Annotated in this window: 17 protein-coding genes; 3 read left to right on the plus strand and 14 right to left on the minus strand. The window is 47.7% G+C overall.

Features of this window, described 5'->3' with window-relative positions; genetic code table 11:
• Window positions 1-461: 461 nt before the first annotated feature.
• From CWM47_RS25455 to CWM47_RS25475, 5 genes are all read right to left on the minus strand, one after another.
• Complete coding sequence (locus tag CWM47_RS25455) at window positions 462-3083, minus strand: glycosyl hydrolase (protein ID WP_100991173.1); 2622 nt, start codon at window positions 3081-3083, stop codon at window positions 462-464.
• Between the two features lie 62 nt (window positions 3084-3145).
• Window positions 3146-5551: a hypothetical protein gene (locus CWM47_RS25460; protein ID WP_100991175.1), complete on the minus strand. Its 2406-nt coding sequence runs from the start codon at window positions 5549-5551 to the stop codon at window positions 3146-3148.
• 28 nt (window positions 5552-5579) lie between these two features.
• The gene (locus tag CWM47_RS25465) at window positions 5580-6692 is read right to left on the minus strand and encodes a DUF4249 domain-containing protein (RefSeq protein WP_100991177.1); all 1113 of its coding nucleotides are present in this window, start codon (window positions 6690-6692) and stop codon (window positions 5580-5582) included.
• A 119-nt stretch (window positions 6693-6811) separates the two neighbouring features.
• Window positions 6812-9583, minus strand: a complete 2772-nt coding sequence (locus CWM47_RS25470; protein WP_100991179.1) for a TonB-dependent receptor — start codon at window positions 9581-9583, stop codon at window positions 6812-6814.
• Between the two features lie 2 nt (window positions 9584-9585).
• Entirely contained in the window at window positions 9586-10320 is a 735-nt protein-coding gene (locus tag CWM47_RS25475) for a hypothetical protein (RefSeq protein WP_100994048.1), read from the minus strand.
• A gap of 487 nt (window positions 10321-10807) precedes the next feature.
• On the opposite strand from CWM47_RS25475, the gene CWM47_RS25480 reads away from it, so the two are divergent.
• Window positions 10808-11953, plus strand: a complete 1146-nt coding sequence (locus CWM47_RS25480) for a PAS domain-containing protein (RefSeq protein ID WP_170069451.1) — start codon at window positions 10808-10810, stop codon at window positions 11951-11953.
• Window positions 11954-12266: 313 nt separating this feature from the next.
• On the opposite strand, the gene CWM47_RS25485 is transcribed toward CWM47_RS25480, so the two are convergent.
• The 3 genes from CWM47_RS25485 to CWM47_RS25495 form a co-directional block, all read right to left on the minus strand.
• On the minus strand, window positions 12267-12707 hold the full coding sequence (locus CWM47_RS25485; protein WP_100991183.1) for a hypothetical protein: 441 nt from the start codon (window positions 12705-12707) through the stop codon (window positions 12267-12269).
• A gap of 240 nt (window positions 12708-12947) precedes the next feature.
• Window positions 12948-13508, minus strand: a complete 561-nt coding sequence (gene pth, locus CWM47_RS25490) for an aminoacyl-tRNA hydrolase (RefSeq protein ID WP_100991185.1) — start codon at window positions 13506-13508, stop codon at window positions 12948-12950.
• A gap of 8 nt (window positions 13509-13516) precedes the next feature.
• A complete protein-coding gene (locus tag CWM47_RS25495) occupies window positions 13517-15376 on the minus strand; it encodes a T9SS type B sorting domain-containing protein (RefSeq protein ID WP_100991187.1) in 1860 nt (619 codons plus the stop codon).
• Between the two features lie 116 nt (window positions 15377-15492).
• Here CWM47_RS25495 and pyrR point away from each other — a divergent pair, with 116 nt between their 5' ends.
• Complete coding sequence (gene pyrR, locus CWM47_RS25500) at window positions 15493-16032, plus strand: bifunctional pyr operon transcriptional regulator/uracil phosphoribosyltransferase PyrR (protein WP_100991189.1); 540 nt, start codon at window positions 15493-15495, stop codon at window positions 16030-16032.
• 33 nt (window positions 16033-16065) lie between these two features.
• Here the strand turns inward: pyrR and CWM47_RS25505 are convergent, their stop codons facing one another.
• From CWM47_RS25505 to CWM47_RS25530, 6 genes are all read right to left on the minus strand, one after another.
• Window positions 16066-18228: a peptidase domain-containing ABC transporter gene (locus tag CWM47_RS25505; RefSeq protein ID WP_100991190.1), complete on the minus strand. Its 2163-nt coding sequence runs from the start codon at window positions 18226-18228 to the stop codon at window positions 16066-16068.
• Between the two features lie 102 nt (window positions 18229-18330).
• A complete protein-coding gene (locus CWM47_RS25510) occupies window positions 18331-18840 on the minus strand; it encodes a peroxiredoxin family protein (protein WP_100991191.1) in 510 nt (169 codons plus the stop codon).
• Window positions 18837-19517 carry a hypothetical protein gene (locus CWM47_RS25515; protein ID WP_240625471.1) on the minus strand — a complete coding sequence of 227 codons (681 nt, stop codon included), beginning with the start codon at window positions 19515-19517 and terminating at the stop codon, window positions 18837-18839. Before CWM47_RS25515 ends, CWM47_RS25510 begins: the two co-directional genes overlap by 4 nt.
• 664 nt (window positions 19518-20181) lie before the next feature.
• Entirely contained in the window at window positions 20182-20823 is a 642-nt protein-coding gene (locus CWM47_RS25520) for a helix-turn-helix domain-containing protein (RefSeq protein ID WP_100991192.1), read from the minus strand.
• A gap of 323 nt (window positions 20824-21146) precedes the next feature.
• A complete protein-coding gene (locus CWM47_RS25525; protein WP_100991193.1) occupies window positions 21147-22208 on the minus strand; it encodes an NAD-dependent epimerase/dehydratase family protein in 1062 nt (353 codons plus the stop codon).
• Between the two features lie 103 nt (window positions 22209-22311).
• A complete protein-coding gene (locus CWM47_RS25530; protein WP_100991194.1) occupies window positions 22312-24255 on the minus strand; it encodes a KUP/HAK/KT family potassium transporter in 1944 nt (647 codons plus the stop codon).
• 697 nt (window positions 24256-24952) lie between these two features.
• Here CWM47_RS25530 and CWM47_RS25535 point away from each other — a divergent pair.
• A complete protein-coding gene (locus tag CWM47_RS25535; RefSeq protein WP_100991195.1) occupies window positions 24953-25723 on the plus strand; it encodes an FHA domain-containing protein in 771 nt (256 codons plus the stop codon).
• The last annotated feature ends 8 nt before the right edge of the window (window positions 25724-25731 follow it).

The raw sequence follows: 25731 nt of genomic DNA on the forward strand, positions 1-25731 counted from the left end.
AAGCAGAGCGACACTAGTAGCTGCCTAAGTGTTCTTAGGTAGAAAAGTGCCTAATGCAAACGCGTTAAATTTTAGAGCGGGGAAATCAACTATTATCGTGATGCTAAGATATTCTTTAGGTGTAGCCGAATGACTATCTAGTTATTAAACGGTAACAAGACCTAGCTTAACGTGATAAATGGAATTTAGCTACTACACAAAAGGCGGATTTTTGTCATGGCTCCGGCCACCCGGCCCGACGCAAGGAGGGATCTTCGGTATATGCTGAAAACTCAGTCTCGGCCGAAGATCCCTCCTTGCGTCGGGCCGGGTGGCCGGAGCCATGACAAAAATCAATTGAAGTCAGCTCATTGATAAGTAGTATGGTAATTTGAAGTTTAGCCATTATCCATGTTAGCTTAGGTCAAAAACTGACTTAAACCGGGTCTTGCCGGAAGAAAAAAAAAGTACTTGGTACGCTGTTATTTCACTGTTGGCGTCAATGTTATGGGGCCAAGTAAACCAGATGGTAAAGCATCCCAACTGGTGGCGTCGAAAGGCTTGTAGCGAATGTCGACGATGTTGATATCATAAAACTTTTTCCAGCCCGGATGTTGCCGGTCATAGAGCCGCATGTAGTTGGCCGAGAGGTTGGTGACGGTTATTTCCAGTTGATTATCGTGCGCTTTTAGCAGGCTGGCTGGAATTGACAGCCGGAAGGGAATGCACCAGGCTGTACCCACTGGCTGGCCATTCAGCTGTACATCTGCTACTTCACGTACATCGCCGAGGTCGAGTGTGTAAGTCGATGCGATAGCCCCGGCAGGTAAGTCAAAGGTAGTTTTGTAGCGAGCGGTACCGGAAAAATAACTCGCCGAATCGGAGAGGGTTGTCCACGAAACAAGGTTCGGCATGGTTGCTGATGGGATGCGGGCGGGCCGTCCTGTTCCAAATTGAATCTGCCAGGGTGTTTTAAGGGTAATAGCCGTTGCCGAAGAAGGAGTGGCGTTTGTGTAAACGGGCGCACCCGGACTTACATTGATAAAAAGTGACTGCCCCGGTTCCAGTGCCAGATACACCTCGTTTTTTCTGTTTTTACCTTGCCGGATGGGTAAGGCTTTCTGCTGGTTGGTCAGTGGGTCGAAGCCCGTCACCTGCCCCGTTGCCGACAGTGTAATCCAGTTTTGGTGAAAGCGGTTACTCAAATTCGTAATGAAATACTGGGTGGTATCTCTGGCAACTCCAGCCTCCTTACCGGACGCGGCCCGGCGTTTGCGAATAAATGATAGCCCTTCCGACGCCCAGCCTTCCACCCGAACGCCCATCTGATTCAGCGTACCAAAAAGATCAGAACTGACCTTTACGGTTGGTACTGTCTGAAGGGTTTTGCCCAGTTGCTGAACCATCTCTGTTCGCGCCTGATGATTCCGGAAGCCAGAAGCCTGCTGCGGAAACTGTTTATCAAAAATGACTCGAACACCCTGTTGAGCGAGTTTCGTCAACTGCCTTAATGACGTTTCTGGTATATAGGTGGCCGGTGGTACCAGAATTACCTGATAGGTTGAACCACTGGCACTCCGAACGCCCTGTTCAGTGGCTGTCAGGCTATTCAGCAAGGCATCGGATACATAATCGAACGAATAGCCATGCGCTGTCAATTGTTCGCACAATTGTCCAAATGGCTGAGGCAGCAGCCAGCGTTCAACATGGTGAACCTCCAGTTGGTGGATACCCCCCGCCGATTTGGCCTGCGTTGCCCATAAGTCATGAATGGGAAAATACACCAGCACATCGTTATCGGGCTTGCTGCTTTGCAGGCGTGTCTGGCATCGTTCGATGTAGTGGTTGAGCAAGGGCAAATGCGGCCAAAAGTGGGAGGTAGGGCCATAATTTGTCGACGCGTAGAACAGCCAGCCCGGCGAATCCACGCGGGGCCATCCTTCCGAAGGGGGCGAGTAGGGGATGCCGTGGTAAAATACGTGATTGATCCCCGATGCAAACAACTCATCGACCTGTGGTTTTATCTGCGATAACGACACCTGAAAATGGTTTGCCAGCCAGGTGCCGGTTTCTGAACTAACCAGCGGCTTGCCCATTAAATTAGCCGCCGATGAAACAAACTTCATGGCCAGCGGATTAGGTGTGCCAAAGCGGTCGACTTCGTAATTGGCATCGACCCGCAAACCGGGTATCGGAAACCGGCTGGAGCCAAACGATTCCGTTTCGGGAATATCGGCGGCAGCGTAGAGATCAATCAGGTTGCCCGGTGCTCCGTGTGCCTGATTTCGGGTTCGATAACCGGCTTTATGCGCCCAACTGGTCCAGGGTTTGGCAAAGCCATCCAGCAGTAATTCAGCCAGTGTCTGGTGATAATCCTGATGGACAAGAATGCTGTTGGGCGTTTGGGTCGTATCAAGAAAAGCGGCTAACTGGCTGTTGAGGTCGTAACCGCGCCGGGTCTTAAATTCGGTCAGGAAGTTAGCTGTCCAGTTGGCCCCGTACACCTCATAGGAGTCATTATAAACGGCGCGGGGTTTTTCCGGCGACTGATTGAGGGTAGAGTCGAAGCGTTGCAAATACTGGTCAACCGCCTGTTTGCTGAAGTAGTCGATCACCAAACCCTGTCCGCCCGGAGCTGGTCGTTTTACCTGTTGGTTGGTTAGGGAAGCGGTTAGTTTCCCATTCGCTATTTCCCATTTCTTGGCAGCCATAGCAGGCGTAATGCCCGGCCCGCCAAACGGCCAGCCGGTGCCGGTAGTCAGGTCAACACCCACGCCCAGCCGTTTCCCTTCACGAACGGTATGCGCAAAGACGGCCAGCCAGCGATCTGAAAGGAATGGAATAAACTGCTTTTCGTAGCCTTTAACCCCATAAATCGGGATGATGTGAACCCCGCCAAGACCAGCCTGTGAAAACTGTTCGAGCTGTTGCGTAATATCGACTTCATTTACCGCATTGCCCATCCACCACCAGTAGGTCCAGGGGCGTGCTGTCGTACCCTGTGACTGTTGGGGGGTAATTTTCTTTGGCGTTTGTGCGCAGGACGGTGAAAAACAAGTTAGCCACACAGCCAGTGACAAGCTGGCCAAAAAGGAATAGTTCATGAGATACGGTCAGAAGTTCTGCAAGCAACATACCCTTCGCTGGAACGCCGTACTGTACTCACCTACTTGGGTGTGTTTTTTACCTCGAACAGAACCCGCTGGCTACCCGCCTGACCGTCGGTTGTCAGGCCATTTACGTCGACCACATAGGTGCCGGGTTGGTCGGAGGTGAAGAATTGCGTGCGAACGTTGCCCTGCGCATCGGTGCGCAATTCTGGATTCCAGTACAACAACGTTCTGCCGTCGGGCAGTCGGCTGCCTATTTGTTTCGGGGTTTCATAACGGGGTGAATAAAACTCCCTTTGCAGTTGCAGACCGTCGTAGGGCAGGGTCAATGCATTGGCGCTAATCGGAAAGCCAGCCATATCGCCCTTATAGGACATGAAGCTGATAACCCCCGGAAACACGCCGGGGCCAATGAAATAGTGATTTGTGATAACGTCTATCTGTTTGATCTTCAGCGGGCTAAAGTCGATGATTTTGTCCATGTCGAAGATGGGTACGCCATTCATCAGCACAAGGGACGGTTCTTCGAAAGTAGTTCGATACGGTGCATTCGGCACATAAAGCCGATAATGCCCCTGCTTTTTTCGGGGCATAACGCCCAGGACGTATTCGCGCAAAACCTCCTCCATTCGCGGAAAACGCGTATAGATATCCAGCAGATACGATTCGCCCGGTTTGCCATAGAACGCGCTGCTGTCAACCTGTGGGTACCGATACTGGATTGCCTGATCGCCCCAGTAGGTTCCCTGTACCTGCATGGACACGCTACGTGTCAAGAGTTGATCGGCCTGAGATTCTCTCACCGATAAGTCGGGTAGGCGTGTGCTGGATAGGGAACTGGAGAAGGGGCTGGCAACGGTTAATTTTAGTAAACTATCCTGCGGGTTGGTCTGAACAATAATGTTTTTTGCCCCATAAAAGTCCTGCATTTCGAAGCGTACCTGCCCTTCGGCATTACTTCGCGACACATAAAGTCGAAGCGGCTTGCCGGGTGTCGACAGGTACGTTATGACATTCGGAACTGGGGTTCCCGAAACTGGATCGGTAACCGTGCCCTGAATAAGCAAACCGTTATGCTCAGGAATAAAGGGTTGTTTTGGTTGCTGTAGGGGGGCTGCGCTGGCGAGAATAGTATCCCATCGGAATCGACGCCAGCCATGCGTCAGCATCAGGTTGTCTGTGGCCTGGGCAACTTCGGGGGTTTCTGGCTGCAGGTAATATGTAGGCGATTCAATTTGCCCCCGCAGGTCGGATGTCATCCATAAATAACTTAGAATACTGCCTGAATCACTGCCCGCCAACGAATCGAGCCTATACACAGACACCGATAGAGCCGCTTGCTTAGTCTGCGTATTGGCCCCCTGAATGGACGCATCCAGCGTTACTTTAGTCCGGGATGCATACTGACGCAGGTCTGATTTGAGGTTGATGGTAAGGGGATTAATGGGGCGCTTGAAGTACAGTCGTTCGCAAACGGGCTTTCGGTTGGCATCGAAGATCGTCAGATGCGAAATGCCTTCGCCCAATGTCTTTTTGTCAATCAAAAACGACGTCTCGCGTTGAATTGGCCGTAGTTCGGCCGCTTTGATTTCGTTTCGGGTGTGCGCGAACAAATACACTGCCGAAGCTGCCTCCACATTGGTATTGACCGTTATTTTTACCTGGCTGGCGGTGCTTTCTTCGAGCCGCATGGTATATCCCTGTGGCTCGATCGTTGGGAGGGGGCGGGAAACAAGATGCCCTTTCTCGTCGGTCAGCGTAATTCGATAGCCCGCCGTGTTCGAGGGCGTAAACGTGAAATTTCCGATACCGAATTTATGCGACGAAACGCGTGCCAGGGTATCGTTTTGGGCAGTCAGCAACCACCCTCGAACCGGCACGCCCCGCCCCGATGCATCGACAATCCTGAACGCCACCTTGCCGGGAAGTCCCTGCACCAGATGGCCACCTTCGGGGAAAAGCTGGATGTCGTAATCGGGCGTTTCCCTGAGCAGGGGCAACCCGAGCGGGGTAAAGGGGTTTACGATGGTGAGGGTCTTCTCGAAGAAAAAATCAGGGCTACTGTTTTTCATCCAGTTCGTATAGGCCCGCATGAGGTAGTTGCCGGAGCGTAAGGATGAGGGCAGAAACAACGCACCATTTCCTCCACCCGCCGAGACGGGAACTTTGGTTTGCAGAACTGATTTTTGATCTTTGTCTATTAATTCAATGTAGGTTACTTTACTGACATCGAGGGGCTTGTGTTCGGTGCCATCAACATAGTAGACTTTAAACCACATCGTTTCGCCAGTGATGTAAAACGCCTGATCGGTGTGTACGAACAGCTTCTCCTGAAGGGCGTGCCGACGGTAATTATCAAAGGGCTGTATCAGCGCACTGACCGATGATGGGGGTTGACCAACTGCCGTCAGGCTGCTGATGAGTAGCCCGTAAAAAAATACACGTTGGAGAAGAGAAAGCATAGCAGGTTCGTTCGGTGGAAAGGGATTACTACCAGAAATCAGGTCTTGTTAATATACCACCCTGTAAGCGACAGTCCACGCAATAGTCGGTGGTCGTGAAGTATCTTGTCCGATCAAACATACTGATAATGGCCGGCTTGTCTTTCAGGATATCACTTGCACCGAGGGTATCTACCCGGCAATTTTCGTAGCCGGTTGCGGGTCGTAAGGTGGGTACCTGCGTCCGAACGATGAAAATTCGCTTTGTTTCAACCGATCCCACCCGAAAGAAGCCCAGAGCTAGTTCACTGGCGTTGGTGGTACTGCGTATGTTTCCGGTGATTTGTGACGGTTGCGGATCAAAAATAGAGCCGATGTTCTGCGTTATCTTCGCCAACTGGTCGTAATACTCGAAACCCGCCTGGCTCAGCGCAAACTGCCTGACCAGCATACTGTATCTGACCCCAAGCTTATAGGAGCTGCCCTCAATAAAGAGTAATGGAAATTGACTGACAACATCCTGACTCAATCGGTTTGTTGAGGTCGTCATGATATTGGTAGAGCTGCCGCTGCGCCAGCATTGGTTGACACGAAGAGATCGCTCCACGATTCTGTCGTTCAGTATCTCGAACACCGACGAGTATGGTGTAAGATACTCCCAGGTTTCGTCGAACTCCCAACGGTAATAGCGCGTATTGTTTTGAGAGTCGTGCGCATTTACACTGAGTTGAACGCCACCATTTTCTACCCGCCAGCTTACACTGTCGATGGGGGGCGTTTGAATAACGGGTACATAATCAGAATAATAGTCAACGCCTTTGGTTGTTTTGATATGCAGCCGATACGTTTCACCTTGCCGGGCTGTTACGCCCGATAGCGCGTATGTGCCCGCCGTTCCTTCTGTAAGCGGGTAGGTCGCTTTACTCTGACTTTCAATCGTTACCTGTGCTTTTGTTTCAGCGGTGGGGGCTTTGGTATCGGTCAGAGCTTGCGTGCGCGAAAGCTGAAAGGTAGATGTCGTACCCGGCGCACTGTTGAAGAAGCCATTCACCACCAGATAACTACCGGGTGAGGTAATTTCAGGTGGCCGATAGGGATCAACGCACCCGCCAACAAGCAGGATCAACAACCAGGACAGTATTTTTATCGACGTGTTTTTCATGGTAGGGTTAAGCCACAGAGATGCACCAAGACGCACGGAGATACACAGAGATTTTTATAAAAAACGTCTTCTCTGTGTATCTCCGTGCGTCTTGGTGCATCTCTGTGGCTCATACTATCTTAAAATCTAAAGTTATACGTGATGGACGGGATCGGGTTGCCGAAGATGGAAAGCTGGTAGCCGTTGATGCGGCCATTCTCCGATTTAAAATAGACCGAGTAGGCATTGTGCCGCCCCAGTAGATTATAAATAGAAACCGTCCATGAGCTGTGTGCCAGCTTTTTTACTTTGTGATTACCTTCAATGTTCATGGCAAAATCGGCCCGGTAATAGTCTGGAATCCGATACTGATTCCGCTCTGAATAAAGCAACCGGGCTGCATTGTCGAGAATGTATTTGCCAACCGGGAGGGTAATAGGCCGCCCGGTACTATAGGTGAAGTTCAACGACAGACTGAACCGGCGGTTAATCTTGTAATTGCTGATCATTGTAAAATCGTGCGGTTTGTCGTAGCTGCTTGGGTAGTAATTGCCCTGATTGATGGTTTCGCTATTGTTGAGGCTGCTCGTGCGCAGGAGCGTTCGGGCATAGGTGTAGCTGACCCAGCCGTTCAATTTACCCGTCATTTTCTTTACCAGAAACTCAACCCCGTAGGCTTTGCCTTCGGCCTGTACAACGTCGGTTTCGATATGGTGATTCAGGATAAGTGACGCCCCACTCCGGTAATCAAGCATATTCTGCATGGTTTTGTAATAGGCCTCTACCGATAGTTCAATGGTATTTGTTCGGTTGTTTTTGTAGATGCCCACCGCATACTGGTCACCCACCTGGGGTTTAATGTTTGGATCGCTGAGTTTCCAGATATCGGTAGGCGAAATAACCGTTGTGTTCGAAAGCATCTGGATGTATTGCCGTGTCCGGTTGAAACTCGCTTTCAACGAAGCGGTGTTCGACAGGGCATATCGAATGGCCAGCCGGTATTCTGCCCCATGATAGGTAGATATGGCCTTGTTGGTGCCGTAAGTGAGGGTGTCAATAATCGTATTCACCGTTTTGGGCATTCCCGGCGCATATTGAAACACCGAACTTGGCCCTAAAAACGAATAAAGTGAATACCTGAGTCCCGCACTAACGGATAGTTTAGGACTAATGTCGAACCGGTCGCCAATATAAGCGGCACTTTCCAGTGCCTGTTCGGTAGGTACCACATCGGGCAGAATCAACGACTCATTGCCTTTTGGGCCAAACGTGCCGGGCGAAATGCTGTAATGGGTTGAACTGATGCCAAAATCAACGGCGTGCTGATTGGTAGGGTAGTAGTTGAAATCGGCCTTTACCTGCGACTGTTTGATGGAGAAGGCCAGTTGGTAGGCATTAACCGGGTTTTTCTCGCTCGAAACGTCGTATTTGTAACCGCTGTAACTACCCGTAAAGACACTATAAAGTTTGTTCGTGATGATGTGTTTCCACTTCAGTGTAGCGGTCTGATTCTGGTATCGGTACGATGTGTCGCTGTTGAGTTTAAACTGGTCGCGACTCATGTAGCCGGTTAGGTAAATTGTGTTTTTTTCGTTGACGTCGTGCGTAATATGGAGGTTGAGGTCGTAAAACTGAGCCTGACTTTTTTGAAACGACGCGTTTTGCAACTGCTTCAACAGCCAGTCGGAGTAGGACGAGCGAAGGCCCACAATAAACGATGTCTTGTCTTTAAGAATTGGGCCTTCCAGCGTCAGGCGGCCGGTGAGCAGGCCAATTCCCCCGGAACCAACGAATTTCTTCTTGTTGCCATCGCGCGTCTGTACATCCAGCACCGACGATAGCCGACCCCCAAATCGGGATGGAATGGCACTCTTGTACAGTTCCGCACTCTTGATCATGTCGGGGTTAAAGGCCGAGAAAAAACCGAACAGGTGCGATGAGTTATAGATCGTGGCATCATTGTACAGAATCAGGTTCTGATCGGTAGCGCCCCCGCGCACGTTCAGTCCTGTGGAGCTTTCGCCCACCGTTTTCACGCCTGGCAGCGTCTGGATAACCCGCAGCAAATCGGCTTCGCCCAGAGCGGTAGGTACTTGTTTAATACTCTTAATATCAACCCGTTCCTGACCCATCTGAAGTCCCGAAATATTCTTGTCTTTCTCGGCTTCGATCACCACTTCTTTCAGGGCAATCACATCGTCTTCCATCTCCAGGTCGAACTTGCCATCGGTATATAAAATAATTCGGCGACGGGTATCTTTCAGGCCAATACTGCGCAGCTTCACTTCATGCCGCCCACGGGGCAGGGTGATCGAGTAATAACCAAACTGATCGCTGATGGTGCCAACGCGCGGGTTGTCCAGATAAATAGCCGCGCCAACAATTGGTTCGCCTGAGGAGAGATTGCGTACATAGCCCGAAATGGTAGCCCGGCCCGGCCGGATCGGTGTGGAGCGCTTGCCAATTTCATAGACCTTTGTTTCAGGCTCTATCCGTTTGGTCTGACTCTCTGTCAGGTACGAAGCAGCGGTCGAATCATTTCCGATTTCTGACCGACCCCGAATGAAAAAGCCAATCGGCAGTTCGGTGCGGATAGGGCGGCTGGAGGTAATGTAAACCCGTTGCTGGTTGTCAATGGCAAACGTGTATTTGGATCCGTTGAAGAGTTGCTGGAGAATAGCCCTGAGAGGCTGTTTCTCAACACGAATATCAACCGTAATACTATCGGCGTCGGAAGGAGTATAGAAAAAACGATAGGGTGTCTGGCTTTCGATACGCTGGACAAACTGCTCAAAACGAAGATTGGAGAAATCACCACTAATGGGTTTATCGGCGGGTGTTTGTCCCGGGGCAGGTAGCAGGATACAAAACAGACCGAGAAACAGGAGACAAACACGGTACAATTGAGCCATAATTACTTGGTTAGTTCTTCATAGCGTTTCGTGATCCGGCTAACCGCTTCCTCGCGCTGGTCGTCTTTAAATTTCAGTTTGTTGACCCGGATGTATTTTCGCAGGGCTTTAGCCTGCTCTGGAAACAAACTAAGCATTGAACGTTTGTTTCTTACTTCATAATAAACTCCTCCCTTCTGAATATAAAAACGATCTTTCAGCAAGTATTCTGCCTGATACTTACCGCTCGAAATATCTTCATACACCGTTTTTATGCGGTGCGCCAGGGCTTTTACCCGGCCATCGCTCAGGATTTCATAATAGCCGATCGGAATGCCTGCGGTACTGCTGCTACTGTCTGATCCTAACCGTGAGAACTGGTGTGAGCCCAGCGCAAAATCGGATACGTAATCGTTCCGCAACCGAATCCGGTAACCACCGCCTGGTGGTTGAACCGCCAGCTCTTCCCGAACAATATCATACAACATCGGCACATCCTGATAGAGAACACCATTGTAGGTAATGGTGCCTTTCTGGAGCGTATCTATCTTGTAGTAAGGATGAATTTTTATGCGATGGTCGTGGGCAAGGTATTCATTCCCTTCATATACATGTGCCTGTTCATGAAGGGTTTGCTCATAAGAATTGATCGCTTCATCTTGGGCTGATTGCACAAATGAACTGTCGGGTTGCGTGAATTGCCCAATGGCAGGTGTCGCCAAACACAGCAGAATGAAAACGACGAGGAGATGCTGCATGATATAGGTATAAGCCATGTGCTGTGGCGACTGAATAATGGCTAAAAATAATGCAAACGCACGCCACATTGCAACATATATGAATTTTAATATAGATCAGATAAATTCTTTCGAAAATTGATCTGGCAAGTAATATCAGGCATTTTATGGAAAAAATATTAGTTACAAAAAATATAATAATTCTTACTAGTTTAGCTAATATGTACGGATAAGTGGACTCTTAAATGAACAATACTCATATGTCCAGTATATCTTTCTGAGAATGTTAAAAAATACTATAAGTATTGTTATATTTGTTTTGAGTATAGCTGGTATTCGACGCATATACTGACGTTCATCAAACTTATTATCCTGATGAGTATATACTTCTCCTAGCTGAATCCTGACTTTAAACTAAGTAGAATGAAGAAAAGGCAACGAACCAGTTTACATAAATCGAAAACTGGTAATGTGTCTGCGTTTGTAAAAACAAAACCTGTCAATGGTTATGAACTTGACTAATTTACCCTCAACAGAGTTACTGCAAAATGTAATGATGGCATCACCAAACGGGGTGCTGGTTCTTCAGGCTATTCGAGCTGCCGATGGCAGGTTAATTGACTTGTACATGACGTTGATCAACGCCGTTGCTGAGCAGGAACTGGATTGCCCGGCTGTTGAAGTGTTAGGTCAATCGTTTGCCCAGTTTTTTCCTCATCTGGCCGAAAAAAAATTATTGGAACACTACCGTCAGGTATTGGATACAGGGCATTCATTTCAGTTCGAAACCCACTTTTTCCGCTCCCCACAGTCGAGTCCCACCTGGCTGGATGTATCGGTTGTACAATTGGAAAAAAGCTTGCTGCTAACGTATGCTGATATTACTGATTCAAAAATCGACATAGATTCTGTGCCGTTGACCGATGTGCTTCAACAGTCATTTGATGAATCGGTCAGTGGAATCTCCGTTTTCGAGGTAATTCGAGATAGTAACGGTCAGATCAGCGATTTTGAACTGGTTATGATCAATAAGGCTGGTCTGCAGATGAGTGGTTTTTTGAGTAAAGAAATTCTGGGGCGAACGATTTGGGAAATGTATCCGGCCACCAGTATAAATGGTCTTTTTGACCAGTATGTACGAGTGTACGAAACGGGTAAGCCTGTATCAACCCAGAATTATTATCCGGAGTATGACATTTGGCGCGAGGTGAAAATTATGCGGGCAGAGCGGGGTATAATGGTTTCCTATAACGACATTACGGTGCTAAAGAAAGCACAGGAAACCGTCAAACAACAGGAACAGCTTTTAGAGGATCTTCTGGAAGGTATTTCTGTAGGCATGGCTGTTGTACAACCCGTGAGAAGTGAAAAAGGAGCCGCTCCCCGAATCGTTAACTTTCGTATCATGAAAGCGAACGCGGCTTCAGAAACTGTTTTTGGCCAGTCTCCCAGGCAGGTGGTTGGACAACTCATTACCGATGCTGTTGGGCATGCCAACGTTTCCGAATTGCTAAACCGTTGTGCTGCTGCTGTTGAGCAACAGCAGGTGTTCACTATGTCTTTAAGAAGCCAGCTCGACCCGGTGATGTTTCGGGTTACCATGACTGCCAGTGGAGATCAGTTTATTCTGACCTTTACCAGTATTTTCAGATAGCTCACCTTCACTACCCGCCAAACCTGTATGCGAACGCGATCTGGTTTCATCGCTGGTATAGTGACCAGTTACAGTCAGCATGCGGGTGCTTACCTTTTTGTTAGGTAACGGGGCTCTGCCGACGGGCCATTATTGACAGCGGGCAGCTCTTATTGATAACAAAACAACATCCCGTAAAAAAAGATAAGGTTCCCCGATCTATTGCGGAGAACCTTATACTGACTATTCCTAAACCCTTAACCTTTTCTACATGAAAAACTAACTTTTACTCTTTTCTGTTCCAAATCCCTGATAAATAGGCATTTGTTTTATCTTACTGAATGTCAATGGCTTCCACGGTGGGCTGATTGGTATTCCAAAGGAAATTAATCAACCGTGTTGTATGATCTGCCTGGTTCATCCAGTGGCTGGCGTTTGCACCTTTCTGCTTGGCCAGTGTATTTGTTAATTGAGTTGCTGCTTCGTTGAATTTAGCACGGTCGGCGGGGCTGATGTTCAGCACGGCTGATGGGCTTTGGTTGTACAACGAGACAACACTCATAAAGTTTTGCCAATTGGTAGTCTGCGCAAACTTGGCAACGTTTTGTCCGATATAAGCAGCAAACTGCTTTTGCGAACCATTGACAAGCATAGCACTTGCCGGCTTGGTGGCTGCCGGGCTATCATCAGTGTTGGTGGTGGTAGCCGCGTTTGCCTGAGTGATCACTAATCCTAATCCAAGTACCAGTGATGCAAAGATAACACGCGATTTCATTGTTTTGTTCTATTTTGTTTGTGATTAGATAACACACAAAGGTCTATAGAAAGTTTGAAAGTTCAAGTCCTCTTTATGTCCTTTCCAAAATTTTATTGCGAATTTTATGTTGTTTTAGTGATGTATTGGTCTGAAAGCACCTATATTATAATTATAAACGAAATAAAATTTTGGTAAATCGTGTAGTTACTAGTAAATTATATTATTCCGGAAAAGTGCAATTTTCTTTAAATAGTTATATCATTGGTTGTAATTATTCATGGCCATCTGTATCCCCATAGTACAAAAAGCCAGACATGCATCACCTACTCGATCCAAATAGTCGGGTAATTGAATCAATTCATCTTCGGGAAACTGCCCCAACACAAAATCAACCTGCCGTCCTCTCGAAAAATCACTACCGATTCCTACCCGCAGCCGGGCGTATTCCTGGGTGTTAACAGACTCATCGATACTCCGCAGACCATTGTGTCCGCCGGGAGAGCCTTTGGGCTTCAAGCGTAATTTGCCAAAGGGCAAATCCTTATCATCGGTGATAATCAGGATGTTCTCGATGGGTATGTTCTCCTGCTTCATATAATACAGTACGGCCTTACCACTTAGGTTCATGAATGTAGTAGGCTTTATAAAAAACAGTTGCTTGCCTTTGTACTGCCATTTGGCCGTGTAGGCAAGGCGCGTCATCGTAAAGGTGAACCCGTGTTGGGCTGCCAATCGGTCAAGAACCATAAAGCCAGCGTTGTGGCGGGTAAGGGCATACTCCGGGCCAATGTTGCCCAGGCCAACGATAAGGAATTTCATAAAAACAATCAGTGTAAAAGGGCTACCGACTGGCGATACGTCATGGGTGTTCCATCTGGAAACAAACAGTCGAGCCGATACCCGTACATACCTGCCGGGGCCGCTCCACCATTTAGCTGACCATCCCAGAGCGGCTCCCCGCTTGAGAGTGCAAAATTAGCACGATTATACACGACTGCACCCCAGCGGTCGTAAACAATGAAGGTGGTAATCGTAAGGGACGGAAAACCGAAATGAACGATAAACGCATCGTTCACCAGATCATGGTTGGGCGAAAAGGCTGTTGGCAGGTAGACCTGATTGCCGCAATCGAGTGAAATTTGTACCGGTTTGGTGCTCAGACAGGCGTTATCGTCCTGAATCGTGAGGGTGTAATTGCCTGCCTTTAGTCCCAGGAAAACAGGGTTTCGCTGAAACGACTGCCCGTCAATGGAAAACACGAGAGCAGGTGCTGTGGCAGGAAGTAAAATATAAATGGTTCCATTCTGTTCGCCACAGGTTGCTATAGTGGTTTGTATATCGCTGATTTGAGGGCCTGTGCTAGCCGCTATCGTTACCGACCGACTGATGGTGCAGCCTGTGCTGTCTTTGGCCTGGATCGTATACGCGCCAGCCGTCAAGTCCGTAAAATGAGGATCATTTTTGACTGTCTGATTGTCGATACTGTATCGAACCGGTTTGTACCCCCCCGAAATATTCATCGTTACCTCGCCATTCGGTAGTCCGCAAGTGGTTGACGACAAGGATACATTCTGGATCTCCATGGGTATGAATGGCGGGAGCGTTACAGCTTTGTTAACCTCGCAGCCATTGGCATCGCGAACGCGAATCGTATAGGAACCGCCCGCCAGTTTATTGAAAACAGAACTGGACTGAAACGTAACCCCATAATCAATAGAATAGGTAAGGGGCGCTTTTCCCCCTGCCGCAACAACGCTAACTTCGCCATTGGCACTGGCGCACTTGGGTGGAGTAACGAAAAGGTTGGGGATGGTGGGGGCCGCATCGCCCGTAATCGTAACGGCTTGCCCTGCCTGACAGCCATAGGTATCTCTGGCCACTACCGTGTATGAACCGGGCACGAGACTGGCAAATAACGGATTCGGTTGGAAGCCCCCCCCATTTAGACTATATTGCCAGCCCGTAGAGCCCGAAGCTGCAACCTCAATTGCCCCGTTCGTTTTATCGCAGCCTGTATTGGCAGACACGATTCGAATGACTGGATCAGAAATGGTAATTGTGATGGGAATAGCCGGACTTTCGTTTTGGTAGAGTGTTTGCGTAATATAAAATGTGGTTGTCTGGGTGATGTTAGGGCTGAAGGTGTTGCCTGTGGCGAGGAGACCGGTTTTTGATGCCGAAGCGTACCATCGGATATTTTTGCCCGTTATGGCTAGATTGACCGGTTTACCCTTGCAAAAAGTGGTGTCGGAAGTTAGTGCAATTCGGTAGAGTTCGACCTTACCGCTCAACGCGTTGAAACAGGTTGTGCCATTAACGATGTTTTCGTAGGTGCCAATAAGGCTTTCGTCAGTAGAATTATAGGCTAGTGTTCCGCGCCAATAGCAGATGCTTCTCACGGCGGTACTTCCGCTCTGATCCGATTCATTGAACTGTACTGTCGATCCCGTCAATTGCCCCGAAACGCGTACTAAGCCGCTAAAGGGTAGATTGGGTGTGGCGCTCTGAGCGGTTCCATCCAACCTACTACCCGTTTGGGTAAAGGTCATCGTGTAATCATAAACGTTCTGATTTGGATTGCCAGGATAGGAAACGCCCAGCCACAGCCCAGTTACCGACTGCGCGTGACTGAGCGTAAAACTCAGGCTAAGTAGTAGTAGCAGGCCAGTAAAATTCCGAATCCTCATGCTCGATGCATTTCGTGTGGATAGGTCAAAGCTACAAAGAATCTTAAGTCCCCGGAAATTCTACATTTTAGGCCTGATAAACCGGTATATGACCGACTTACTCCTATTTTTACTCCATGAATCAACAACGCCTAATTTTGTCCAGTCCGTTGCTGGAAATTGTTGTGAGCCGCCTGGTGCAGCAACTGATTGAAAATTATCAAAATTTTGCCGACACGGTTATTCTGGGTATGCAGCCAAGAGGCATTTATTTTGCCGATCGTGTGGCCCGTGAATTAAATCGTGCGTTGGGCTACGAGGTGCCGCTTGGGTATCTGGATGCCACCTTTTATCGGGACGATTTCAAACGGCGCGATACACCTCTGCGGCCCAACACAACGCATGTGCCCTTTATTATTGAAAATAAACGAGTGATTCTGATTGACGATGTGCTGGCAACGGGACGTATGGTTCGGGCGGCACTCGATGCCATGACGGCCTTTGGTCGGCCTCGAAAAGTAGAATTGCTCGTGCTGATTGACCGGCGTTATAACCGCGACCTGCCTATTAAGCCAGATTATACCGGCAAGCGGGTCAATACTCTGGAGTCGCAGCAGGTATTGGTGGAATGGACGGAGCAGGGCGCCGAGGCCGACCGGATCTGGTTAGTGGGCTAACGATGGAACCGCACCGCCAGTGCGGTTCCATTTTTACTTTAAAATAGGCTCCAGCGCGGCTCGGTTATCCTTGAGCCAGTTGTGGATGTCGGTGGGGGTCAATTGCCTGTTGGCCATTGAGTATACCCGGTCAGCGGTGTGGGCTAAACCCGGTTTGTGCGTGATTAGCAGGATGGCGAGATGCGGGTATAGGTGGTTTAGCATCTCCATCACAAACTGCTCGGTATGTTTGTCCATTGCCGAAGTTGGTTCATCCAGCAAAAGCAGTTGGGGCTTCTGGTATAAAGCCCGAGCCAGGGCAACCAGTTGTCGTTGTCCGCCCGACAGGTTCACACCATCTTCTCCCAGCAACGTTAAGTAACCTTGTGGGAAGCTCTCAAAATACGGCGCGAACCCATGTTGTTCGCAGAACCGGATAATAGACTCGGCTTTTTCGGTAGTATTGCCCAGGCAAATATTATCGAGTAAGGTTCCACCAAAGAACGTGATGTGTTGAGGAATTACACCAATGGCTTGCCGCCAGGTAACGGTATTGACCTCCTGCCAATCGTTTCCATTTACCCAAATCAAGCCAGTTTCGGGTGCATAAAATCGTTGAATTATCTGAAAGAGTGTGCTCTTGCCACTGCCGCTTTCGCCCAGAATCGCCACGAACTCGCCTTTGTCAATAGTTAAGGAAACGTTTTCCAGCAGTAAGGGGCGACCCGCAAACCGGTAGGTGAGGTGCTGGATGTTAAGAGATGAAAAACTAAAGTCCGGGTCTGGCGAGGTGGTGGTATGTTCGGGGGTTAATTGCGCATATTCATACATCCGCTCAAAGGCAACAGTTGCCTCCTGAATCTGAAGATTGGTCAATGCCAGACTGGCAACTGCCGGGATGATACTGCCTGCAAGGGTTAGAATAGCCATCATCTCGCCCAGTTGTAGAGATTTCTGAACAACCAGCACCGACGTGACTGCCAGTAAACCGGCAATAAGTAAAGCGTTGATTAGCTCGGCGGTCAGGGTAAATTGTAGCCCGATTGTGCCGAGCCGATACACCTGTTGCTGATACAGGCCATAAACGGCTTTGGTGATGGTGCTGAAAAACGATTCGCGGTTGGTGGCTTTGATAATATCAATCCCTTGTAGGGTATCGACATAATTACTTTCGGTATGGGCCGAAGCCGCCATCACGTTGCGCTGTCCGGTTAATATGCGGGCGTGGTAGTACCACACCAACCCGCCATATAGCGGAATACTAACCACACTCAACAAGCCCACCCAAACCGAATAGGTGAACAGGTACCCGGCCGACACCAGTACGACCAGGGCATTGATAACTACCGCGCCCGTCAGATGACTGATGGTTCGTTGAATGCGGCCCGTATCATTCAGACGCGCTATTAGTTCTCCGGTTTTACGACTATCAAAAAACGACTTCGGGAGGTGTAGCAGGGCTTCGTAGAATCGATTGATGATCCGGTTGTTGAAGTCGCGGCTTTGTCGATTAAGCAGGAAACCACGAACATAACCGACAATTGCCCGTGCCAGCAGTAGGAATGTTAACAGCGACAAGCCCAGCAGTAGCCGTTTGGTGTCGTGTTTTGGTAAAATTTCGTCGATTAGTTTTTGCGAGAAAATTGCCGTGGACAGTCCCAGTCCTGCGGTTATAATGCCTAGTCCGGTAGCAATACTGAGTAAAGGAACATCATCCCGAACGAGATTGAGCAGCCAGCGACGTTTGGCCTTTCTGTCATCGTCCTGTAGACTCAGGCTAGCGTTTGGTGTTAGGGCTAGAAGCAATTTTGACGGCCAGATAGTTGCCAGTTCGTCTGTGGTATAGGTAAGGATGCCCTGCGCGGGATCGCCGATGAGGAAGTGTTTTGTGGTGGACTCCCAGCCGTAGCAGACAACGTAGTGTTGCAGCCTATTGTCAATGAGCACATGGAGTATAACAGGCTCGCTAACATCGGTCTTTAAATTCTCGATAGAATTAGCTTCCATCCCCTCGGCATCGAAGCCAATCTTCGAAGCCGCCTGATACAAACCCAGCATGGATGTGCCCTGTGGATCGGTACCGCTAAGTTCGCGTAACCGCTCCAGCCTACTATGGCCGCCATAGTAGGCCAATAACGAGGCCAGGCAAGCCACCCCACAATCGGCCTGCCCCTGTTGCCGAACGAGGGTCTGGTTGATGTGTTTGCGGGATTTCATAGGTGCGGATAGCTTGAATAGTTCACCAAAAGCCAAAGCAGTAGCAATAGAACGGATAGGGCTTGTTCCATAATCGGTTTTCAGGAAAGAGTGGAGATTAAATTAAAGGTGCCGTTTAATGGCGTCGACACTGGTTTCGCCCCGAAAACGCTTTGCCAGCGAACCATCGGCATGGTAAATGAGTAGATCGGGAACCGCCGCAAAACCAAAGGTTTCGTAGGCTGTTTTTCGGTCGATGTGGGCGACCTGTAGGGTTGAGACGGTATTTAGTTTGTGCGCTCTGGCAAAGGCTTGTAGTACAGCTACTGGTTCCGACGAAAGCATCAACACCTGTGCGCTGTCCAGCTTGTTGGCCTGTTGGCGAAGTTCGTCAGCTTCACGCTGGCAATGGTCACAATCGGAGTTAAAATAGAGCAGAACAGCTGGTTTATTCTGAAAGTCAGCCTGACTGATTGGGACGTTATTTATGCCTTCTGCTTTAAAATTGGGTAGTGTCTGAACTCGTTCATTAGCTTCCTGTTTGTGGTGCAGTTTTGTCGTAAATCCCCAGGCGAGGTATGAAAGCAAACCAATAACAAGCACCGGCAAGCTCCATTTAAGGTACGTTCTCATGACAAACTAACGGTTAGGAACATGATGAAAGCTACCCAAACTAACAGCCCCGATCCATATGAAGCGGCCACCAGGCCAAAGGCTCTTGACATAGGCATTTCGATTGCCTGCATGATACCATAGGCCAGTACCAGCCAGTAGGCCAACTCAAAGAGGTTAGCTATCTGTAATGGATAAGCCAGCCACGGCGCTATGTCTGTTGACTCGACCAGATTGAGCAGGCTAAGCGGAAAGAAAAACTGCAATTCATGAAGATTATAATCCGTTTGCACGAACAGGAACCAGATTAATTTCACAACCGCCGGAAGGAGCAACACCAGCTCGCCCTGAACAGCTACCTGAAAAAAGGGCTTGAATACCCAGCGATCTGCTGCAAAGTAATAACCCAGGCTAATACAGGAAGCGACAAGGGTAAATTTGAGCAAATTGAAGAGGGGTACTATGCAGTAGCCTAACCACGACCATTCATGACTCTGAGCGATAGTTTTTTGAATCTGCTCATACGTCATTTGCTCGGCGAGGGCGTTGAAATATAGCTCGTCAGAAAGGAGTAGATGCTGACCAGCGTAGGCGAGAAAAAGGCTAATCACTGTAATAAATAAAAACAGTAACCAGTCATGAACGGGTGGGGCGGATTGCTCAATCCGCCGATTTGGAAAGGTAGCGATTGGCATCATAGGAATGTAAATTTTTCATCTTTAAATCGCTTGGGAAAAATTCTATAAAATCAAATAGAGCTTTATGTTTTTTTTATCTTTCGCAAATAAATATCACATATGAATAATGAAAAGAGTATAACCCAATTAACTAACCTCCATGTTTGAGATAAAATATCACTCGCTAAAAGTGATACCGTAAGTACAAGAAATATACCCCAAATAATTCTTAAAGTAGTTAGTCTGTTTTTCCAGGGTCTATAGATAAATTCCATAATATCATGTTTTTGGATACTTCCCCCAGCAAGTGATCTTAGGGGAAGTATCGAATTATTTTACCAGTTTGAATAGACTGTATATCCACATGCAGCTAATTCCATTAACCCTAATGGTATTGCGCCGAAGCATGATACCAAGACACCCGTTAAGCACAATAAAGCTACTCCTTTGTTCTGTAAACCACCGGTTACATTTTGCATTTTAATATAGTCTAACTTTTTCATGTTATTTCAGTTTATGACCTACTCTCTTTTTTAGGCTTTTCGGCATTCGCCTTTGTTGCGCGACAACATGACAAAGGTGGAGAATGAAAATGTCTGTTACATGAGCAAGTATACCTATTTCGTATGGGTAATCTTGCTTATCTTGTATAGGTAAGCTTCCCTACAACTTACCTATGAAGCACTTACTGAAGTAAGGCCAGAAGCCGCTCCCGGTTCAATAATGAGAACTTTACCAAACTGCCCGGCCCGCCACAAACATTCAGTTTGAGCGCAATTTTTGCCTTATGGTTGTTTACCGTTTTTGGGCTTATAAAAAGTGTCTCGGCAATTTGAGGACCCGTTTGTCCTTCGGCTAGTTTCTGTAAAATCCGTCGTTCGCCTTGGGTCAGCTCCTGCCAGCCGGGAAATAATTCCTGGGCACGCGAAAGCGTATACGTCGCCAAAAGAGTGGATGTATAGAAACCATCTGCCACGAGACTTCGCAAGCAATCGGTAAGTTCATCCAGTGTACAAATACTATCAACCTCTATCGTGTCTAAATATGGCCAAAGCCGGTCATTAATAGCCGAGGCATTGGGCAATACACACAAGACAATATGGGTATGAGGACTACGTTGCCGCAATTCGGCAAACAGGGCCGCCTGCTCAAGGTATTCGTGTGTTAGAATCGCAAATTGAGGCTTTGTAGCCAGTGCCTGAGCAATAAAATCTGTTTCAGAGAGGTGGGCGTAACCATTTAATCCAGCTTGTTTGGTCGACGATGTCAATAGCATGGCCGTTAATCGACGGCGGCAAAGTAGGATAGGGGCCATAATCCATTGCATAAAGAGATTGGTTAGTAAACAGTATGAATGTGGATGTAGCGCAAATAAACAGTTATGATATGTAAATAACAAATACTAATAAGTTACAAAAGTGGGGATGATTTTAAGGCATTAACTATCAATTAGTTGGGTGAGTCGTTGAACCAAAAATAATAATTAAGTAACTTATTTAAAGATGTTTGATGCAAATCTCAAGTATATCATATAGGTGGTAAGACTACAATATAGATTGATTAATGGGGGGACAATGTACTTTTCGGCACGAAAAAGCCCCCGATTCAGGTTTGAATCGGGGGCGAGGGCGATAGTATAAAAAGTTCTACTTACTTCAAAATCGGCTCCAGCGCGGCTCGGTTATCCTTGAGCCAGTAGTGGATATCGGTTACGATCTCGCGAATGCCGAGTTCCGGTTTCCAGCCGGTCAAGTTCGTAACGTTGGTGTTGTCGGTAACGTAGAGCCGGATATCGGCGGTTCGGTTTTCGGCAACTTGTTCGATGGGAATGGTTTTACCCGTTACTTCCTGACAGATTTGGGTCAATTCCTGCAACGACGCACTACTGTCCATACCACCGCCCGCATTGAGAACCTTGCCGTTCACTGCATCTAAATGGTGCAGTTCCCAGTCGATCAACCGGTATAGATCGGCAATGTGGAGCATGTCGCGGGTTTGTTTACCGGTGCCGCCGTAGCCAATATAAGCGAGTTTCTGCTCGAAAAAGTGCTTGGCAATCCATAGAACCATCACGCCCTGATCAACTTTGCCCATTTGCCACGGGCCAGTAATCACGCCACAACGGTTAATCACCGTTTTCAGGCCATAAAACTCGTTGTATTCCTGAATCAGCAGTTCCGAGGCTAGTTTGGTAGTGCCGTAGAGCGACCGGGGGCCATCGAGCGGAAAATCTTCGGCAATCCCCTTCGACGATGCGCCCGGAACAGGTTGATTATCGCTTAACACAAAGCGCGTTTCGGCCTCGTCGAAATGCAGTGTTTCGAGGGTTTTGATTGGATATACCCGGCTCGTAGATAGGAATATAAAGCTGGCTTTATGCTTCAGGGCGTAGTTCAGGCAATTGACGGTGCCGAAGAGGTTGGTATTAATGAGGTAATCGGGTGTACCATCCAGACCAGCCAGCACAGAGGGTTCGGCAGAAGCTTCAATGACGGTATCGACCGCAGGCAAAGCATCAAAATCTTCCTTGTTGCGAATATCGCCATGTAAAAACTCGATACCAGCCGCTTTCAATCGGGCCAGACTCAGCTCAGAACCACGCCGTTTGAGATTGTCAAGGGCATAAATCTGGTAATGGGGGTAATTTTGTTTAAGCGAAATAGCCAGCGATGAGCCAACAAACCCGGCTCCGCCAGTGATGAGAAGTTTCATAAATTAGTGAAAGAGTGAAAGAGTGAAAGAGTGAAAGAGTGAAAGAGTGCGGGCGAGAAATTGATGCGCCAGCCACTCTTTCACTCTTTCGCTCTTTCACTCTTTACGATGTAATCCGTTTTAATTGAACGTTTTCGACGGGGCGAATAACGAGGGGTACTTTTTCGATTTTGACCGAACTGCTGTCCAGCCCGAACCAGCGGTCTTCGGGCGTTGTGAAGCTCTTGATTGCAAAATAAATGTTCATAATGAATCGCTCGCGAGCGGGCAGTTCATTTTCGAAAGACAGGAATTTTTCCAGCACAACGAACCTGAAATCACCAATAACATTCTGGCGGCTCAACGATTCATAGCGACTTGTAATGTCCACCTCCTTGTTCTTGACCATGTCTTCGATAACCTTCCGGAAGAACAGATTGATGCGTTGTTCAACCCGAAAACCTAGTTTAAACGTCACTTTGTAGACATCGTCGGGGGCAATGGTGTTCACTTTATACTCCATTGTGTACGGGTCATCGGTGGTATCGACGTGAACGAACCAGTAAATGTCGGCTCGTTTAGGCCGTTTCTGGAAGATCGAATAAATGATCTTCGACTCGATTTCAGATTGCCGGGCGGCATTGCTCATGAAGACAATGTGCGTAGCATATTTTGGAATACTAATATCCCGGCTGAGTTCTTTAATAGCCTGTATATAGTTATCAATCCGTACATATTCAGTCAGGCGCAGTTTGATCTGGAAAGCCCTCAGCCAGATAATCATCACGGAAGCCATCAACCCTGCAATCAGAATTGATACCCAGCCACCATGTGTGAACTTAGCCAGATTGGCCACCAGAAAGCAACTCTCCAGGCATAAATAGAAAATAAGGAAAAAGATAGTGAGCCAGGCATTGTATTTATGCGAATACATATAATAGCTGAAAAGCACGGTACTCATCATCATGGTCAGGGTGATGGCTAGTCCATAGGCGGCTTCCATTCGCGAAGATTCCTGAAAATAAAGCACGACACCAACGCAGCCTGCAAAAAGCAGCCAGTTAATACTGGGTACATAAAGCTGGCCTTTTTGATTGGACGGGTAGCGAAGCCGAACCTTTGGCCAGAAATTAAGCCGGATAGCTTCGCTTATCAATGTGTATGCCCCCGTCAGCATAGCCTGGCTGGCAATCACTGTAGCTGCCGTGGCAACGACGATACCAATGAGCAAAAACCATTCGGGCATAAGTCCGTAGAAGGGATTTCTATCCCCTAATGGCTGACCAACAAGGTTTTCCACGAAAGCGCCCTGTCCGAAGTAGTTAATCATCAGGCAGGCTTTAACATACACCCAACTGACCCGGATATTGGATCGGCCGCAGTGACCCATATCGGAATATAGAGCTTCTGCACCCGTAGTTGATAGGAAAACGGCCCCTAATAGCCAGAAACCACCCGGATATCCTGTCAGGAAATCGTAGGCATACATGGGGTTCAGCGAAGCCAGTATAGTCAAGTCATCGACAATATTTATAATACCGAGCGTGCCCAGCATCGTAAACCAAATCAACATAATGGGCCCAAAGGCGGTGCCAACTACACTGGTACCAAACGTTTGAATTAAAAAGAGAAAAGCCAGAATTCCCAGCACAATGGGAACTGTTGGAATATCCGGGTAGATAATTCGAAGTCCTTCCACCGCCGATGAAACGGAAATAGGGGGCGTAATAATGCTATCTGCCAGTAATGAACTACCCCCGATAATAGCTGGAATAGTGAGCCACTTCGCATGTCGCCTTACCAGTGCATAGAGAGCAAAAATACCGCCTTCACCACGATTATCGGCTCGTAGAATCAAGATAACGTATTTAATGGTGGTTTGAAGCGTAACTGTCCAGAAAATACAGGATAAGGCTCCTCGAACAACCTCGGCTTTAATTGGCTCGGTGGTTCCCACAATAGAACGCAAAACATATAAAGGCGACGTGCCAATGTCGCCGTATATAATGCCCATAGCCACCAGTAAACCGGCAGCCGTAACGGTGTCAATATGTTTCTTGTCTTCCATGGAATGGGCTTCCGCTTTCTTGATTTACGAGTGGGTCAAAACGGCGCAAAGATAACCGATGTTTATATTCTTTAATGTGGATAAAGCTGAAAGTTACATCCAGGTAAGATGACTCGAAAACGACTTCCTAGCTGTCAGTTTACGGTTTTTTCTAAAAATAGCTTTCTCGAAGAAATAGTATGAAAGAACGTAGTCGTAAGTGATCATATACGTGTAATAAAAGAAAACCAACCGATCAAACAAACCGTATATATAAACTCGAGTGTATATGTTTTTGGGTTTTGTTTAATTAGGTGTGTTTGGTAGATGGCCCGTTATATTAACGGGCCATCTCTTTTTCAATACTGTCGTATACCTGACACATAGTACGTTCTCATAGTTACTCTGGCAACTTAATCCTGGTTATTGGCCATTTCGTTGCCCGGAAACGGCTCAGATAGCTTTGTTGCACTTTTCGGTATTGATGCCAAATTATATACCTAGAAATAAATATAGGCGTGTTAGCATCTGTATCTATTTATTTTTTGTCATACATTAGTTCGTTAGCAGTCTACTTTATTCATCAACTTACACAAGTTGATGAATTATGCAAGTTGGTGTATAAATACGGATATAAAACAAAGTATTTGTAATGAAAATATATCACCTTCGATACTAACTTACGTATATTGCAAATAAATGGTTTATTTACTTATCCATGCCACCTATACACGAGTATCAGTTCGAACAACTGATCGAGAATTTAAGTCAATTACCTGCTTATACCATTGGGCGACATTTAACGAATCAACTTGTTCTGCCGAATAGTAAAGTTAGTGGGCATCATGCCCGACTGATTCAGTGTACACCAGCCAGTTTTGTTCTTGAGGATCTGTCCAGTAAAAATGGGTCGTTCGTGAATGGCATTCGCATTACGCGTAAAGTAGTTGACAAAAAAGATGTCGTTCGGCTGGCCGATACTGAGATTACGATTGAACAACTTCTTGCTTTATTACCGGTTGAACCGGTTAAGCCAACCGCTCCGGTCGTGTCCGCTCCGGTTGCCAGCAAACCCCTTCCCAAATCAGAAAAAGAAGTACTTGATGTTAGTCGGCAATTTTCTGACTTACAGCAGGTTTATGAGCAATACCCGAAACTCCGCCGGGATTGTCGAAGTCGCGAAAAAATGATTCGGACGGGCAGCGTTATCCTTTCCTCCATTGTCGGCATAAGTGCTGTTCTATCGACAGGAGGGGGCGCCTTACCATTCATTCATATCATGTCTGGAGCCGGGTTGAGCATGTTGGTGCCTACGTTATGCTCCACTTTATTATCGACCGACGAGAAGTTGGAGATCATTGACAAGGAATACCGCGAAAAATACCGTTGCCCCAACCCTAACTGTCGTGACCCCTTTGGTACTCGGGAATGGGAGTTGCTCGCCCAGCAGAAATCCTGCCGCCGTTGTCAGGCTATCTGGGTCAACTAAGAAAAAAA

It is taken from the genome of Spirosoma pollinicola (assembly GCF_002831565.1).
Taxonomy (GTDB): domain Bacteria; phylum Bacteroidota; class Bacteroidia; order Cytophagales; family Spirosomataceae; genus Spirosoma; species Spirosoma pollinicola.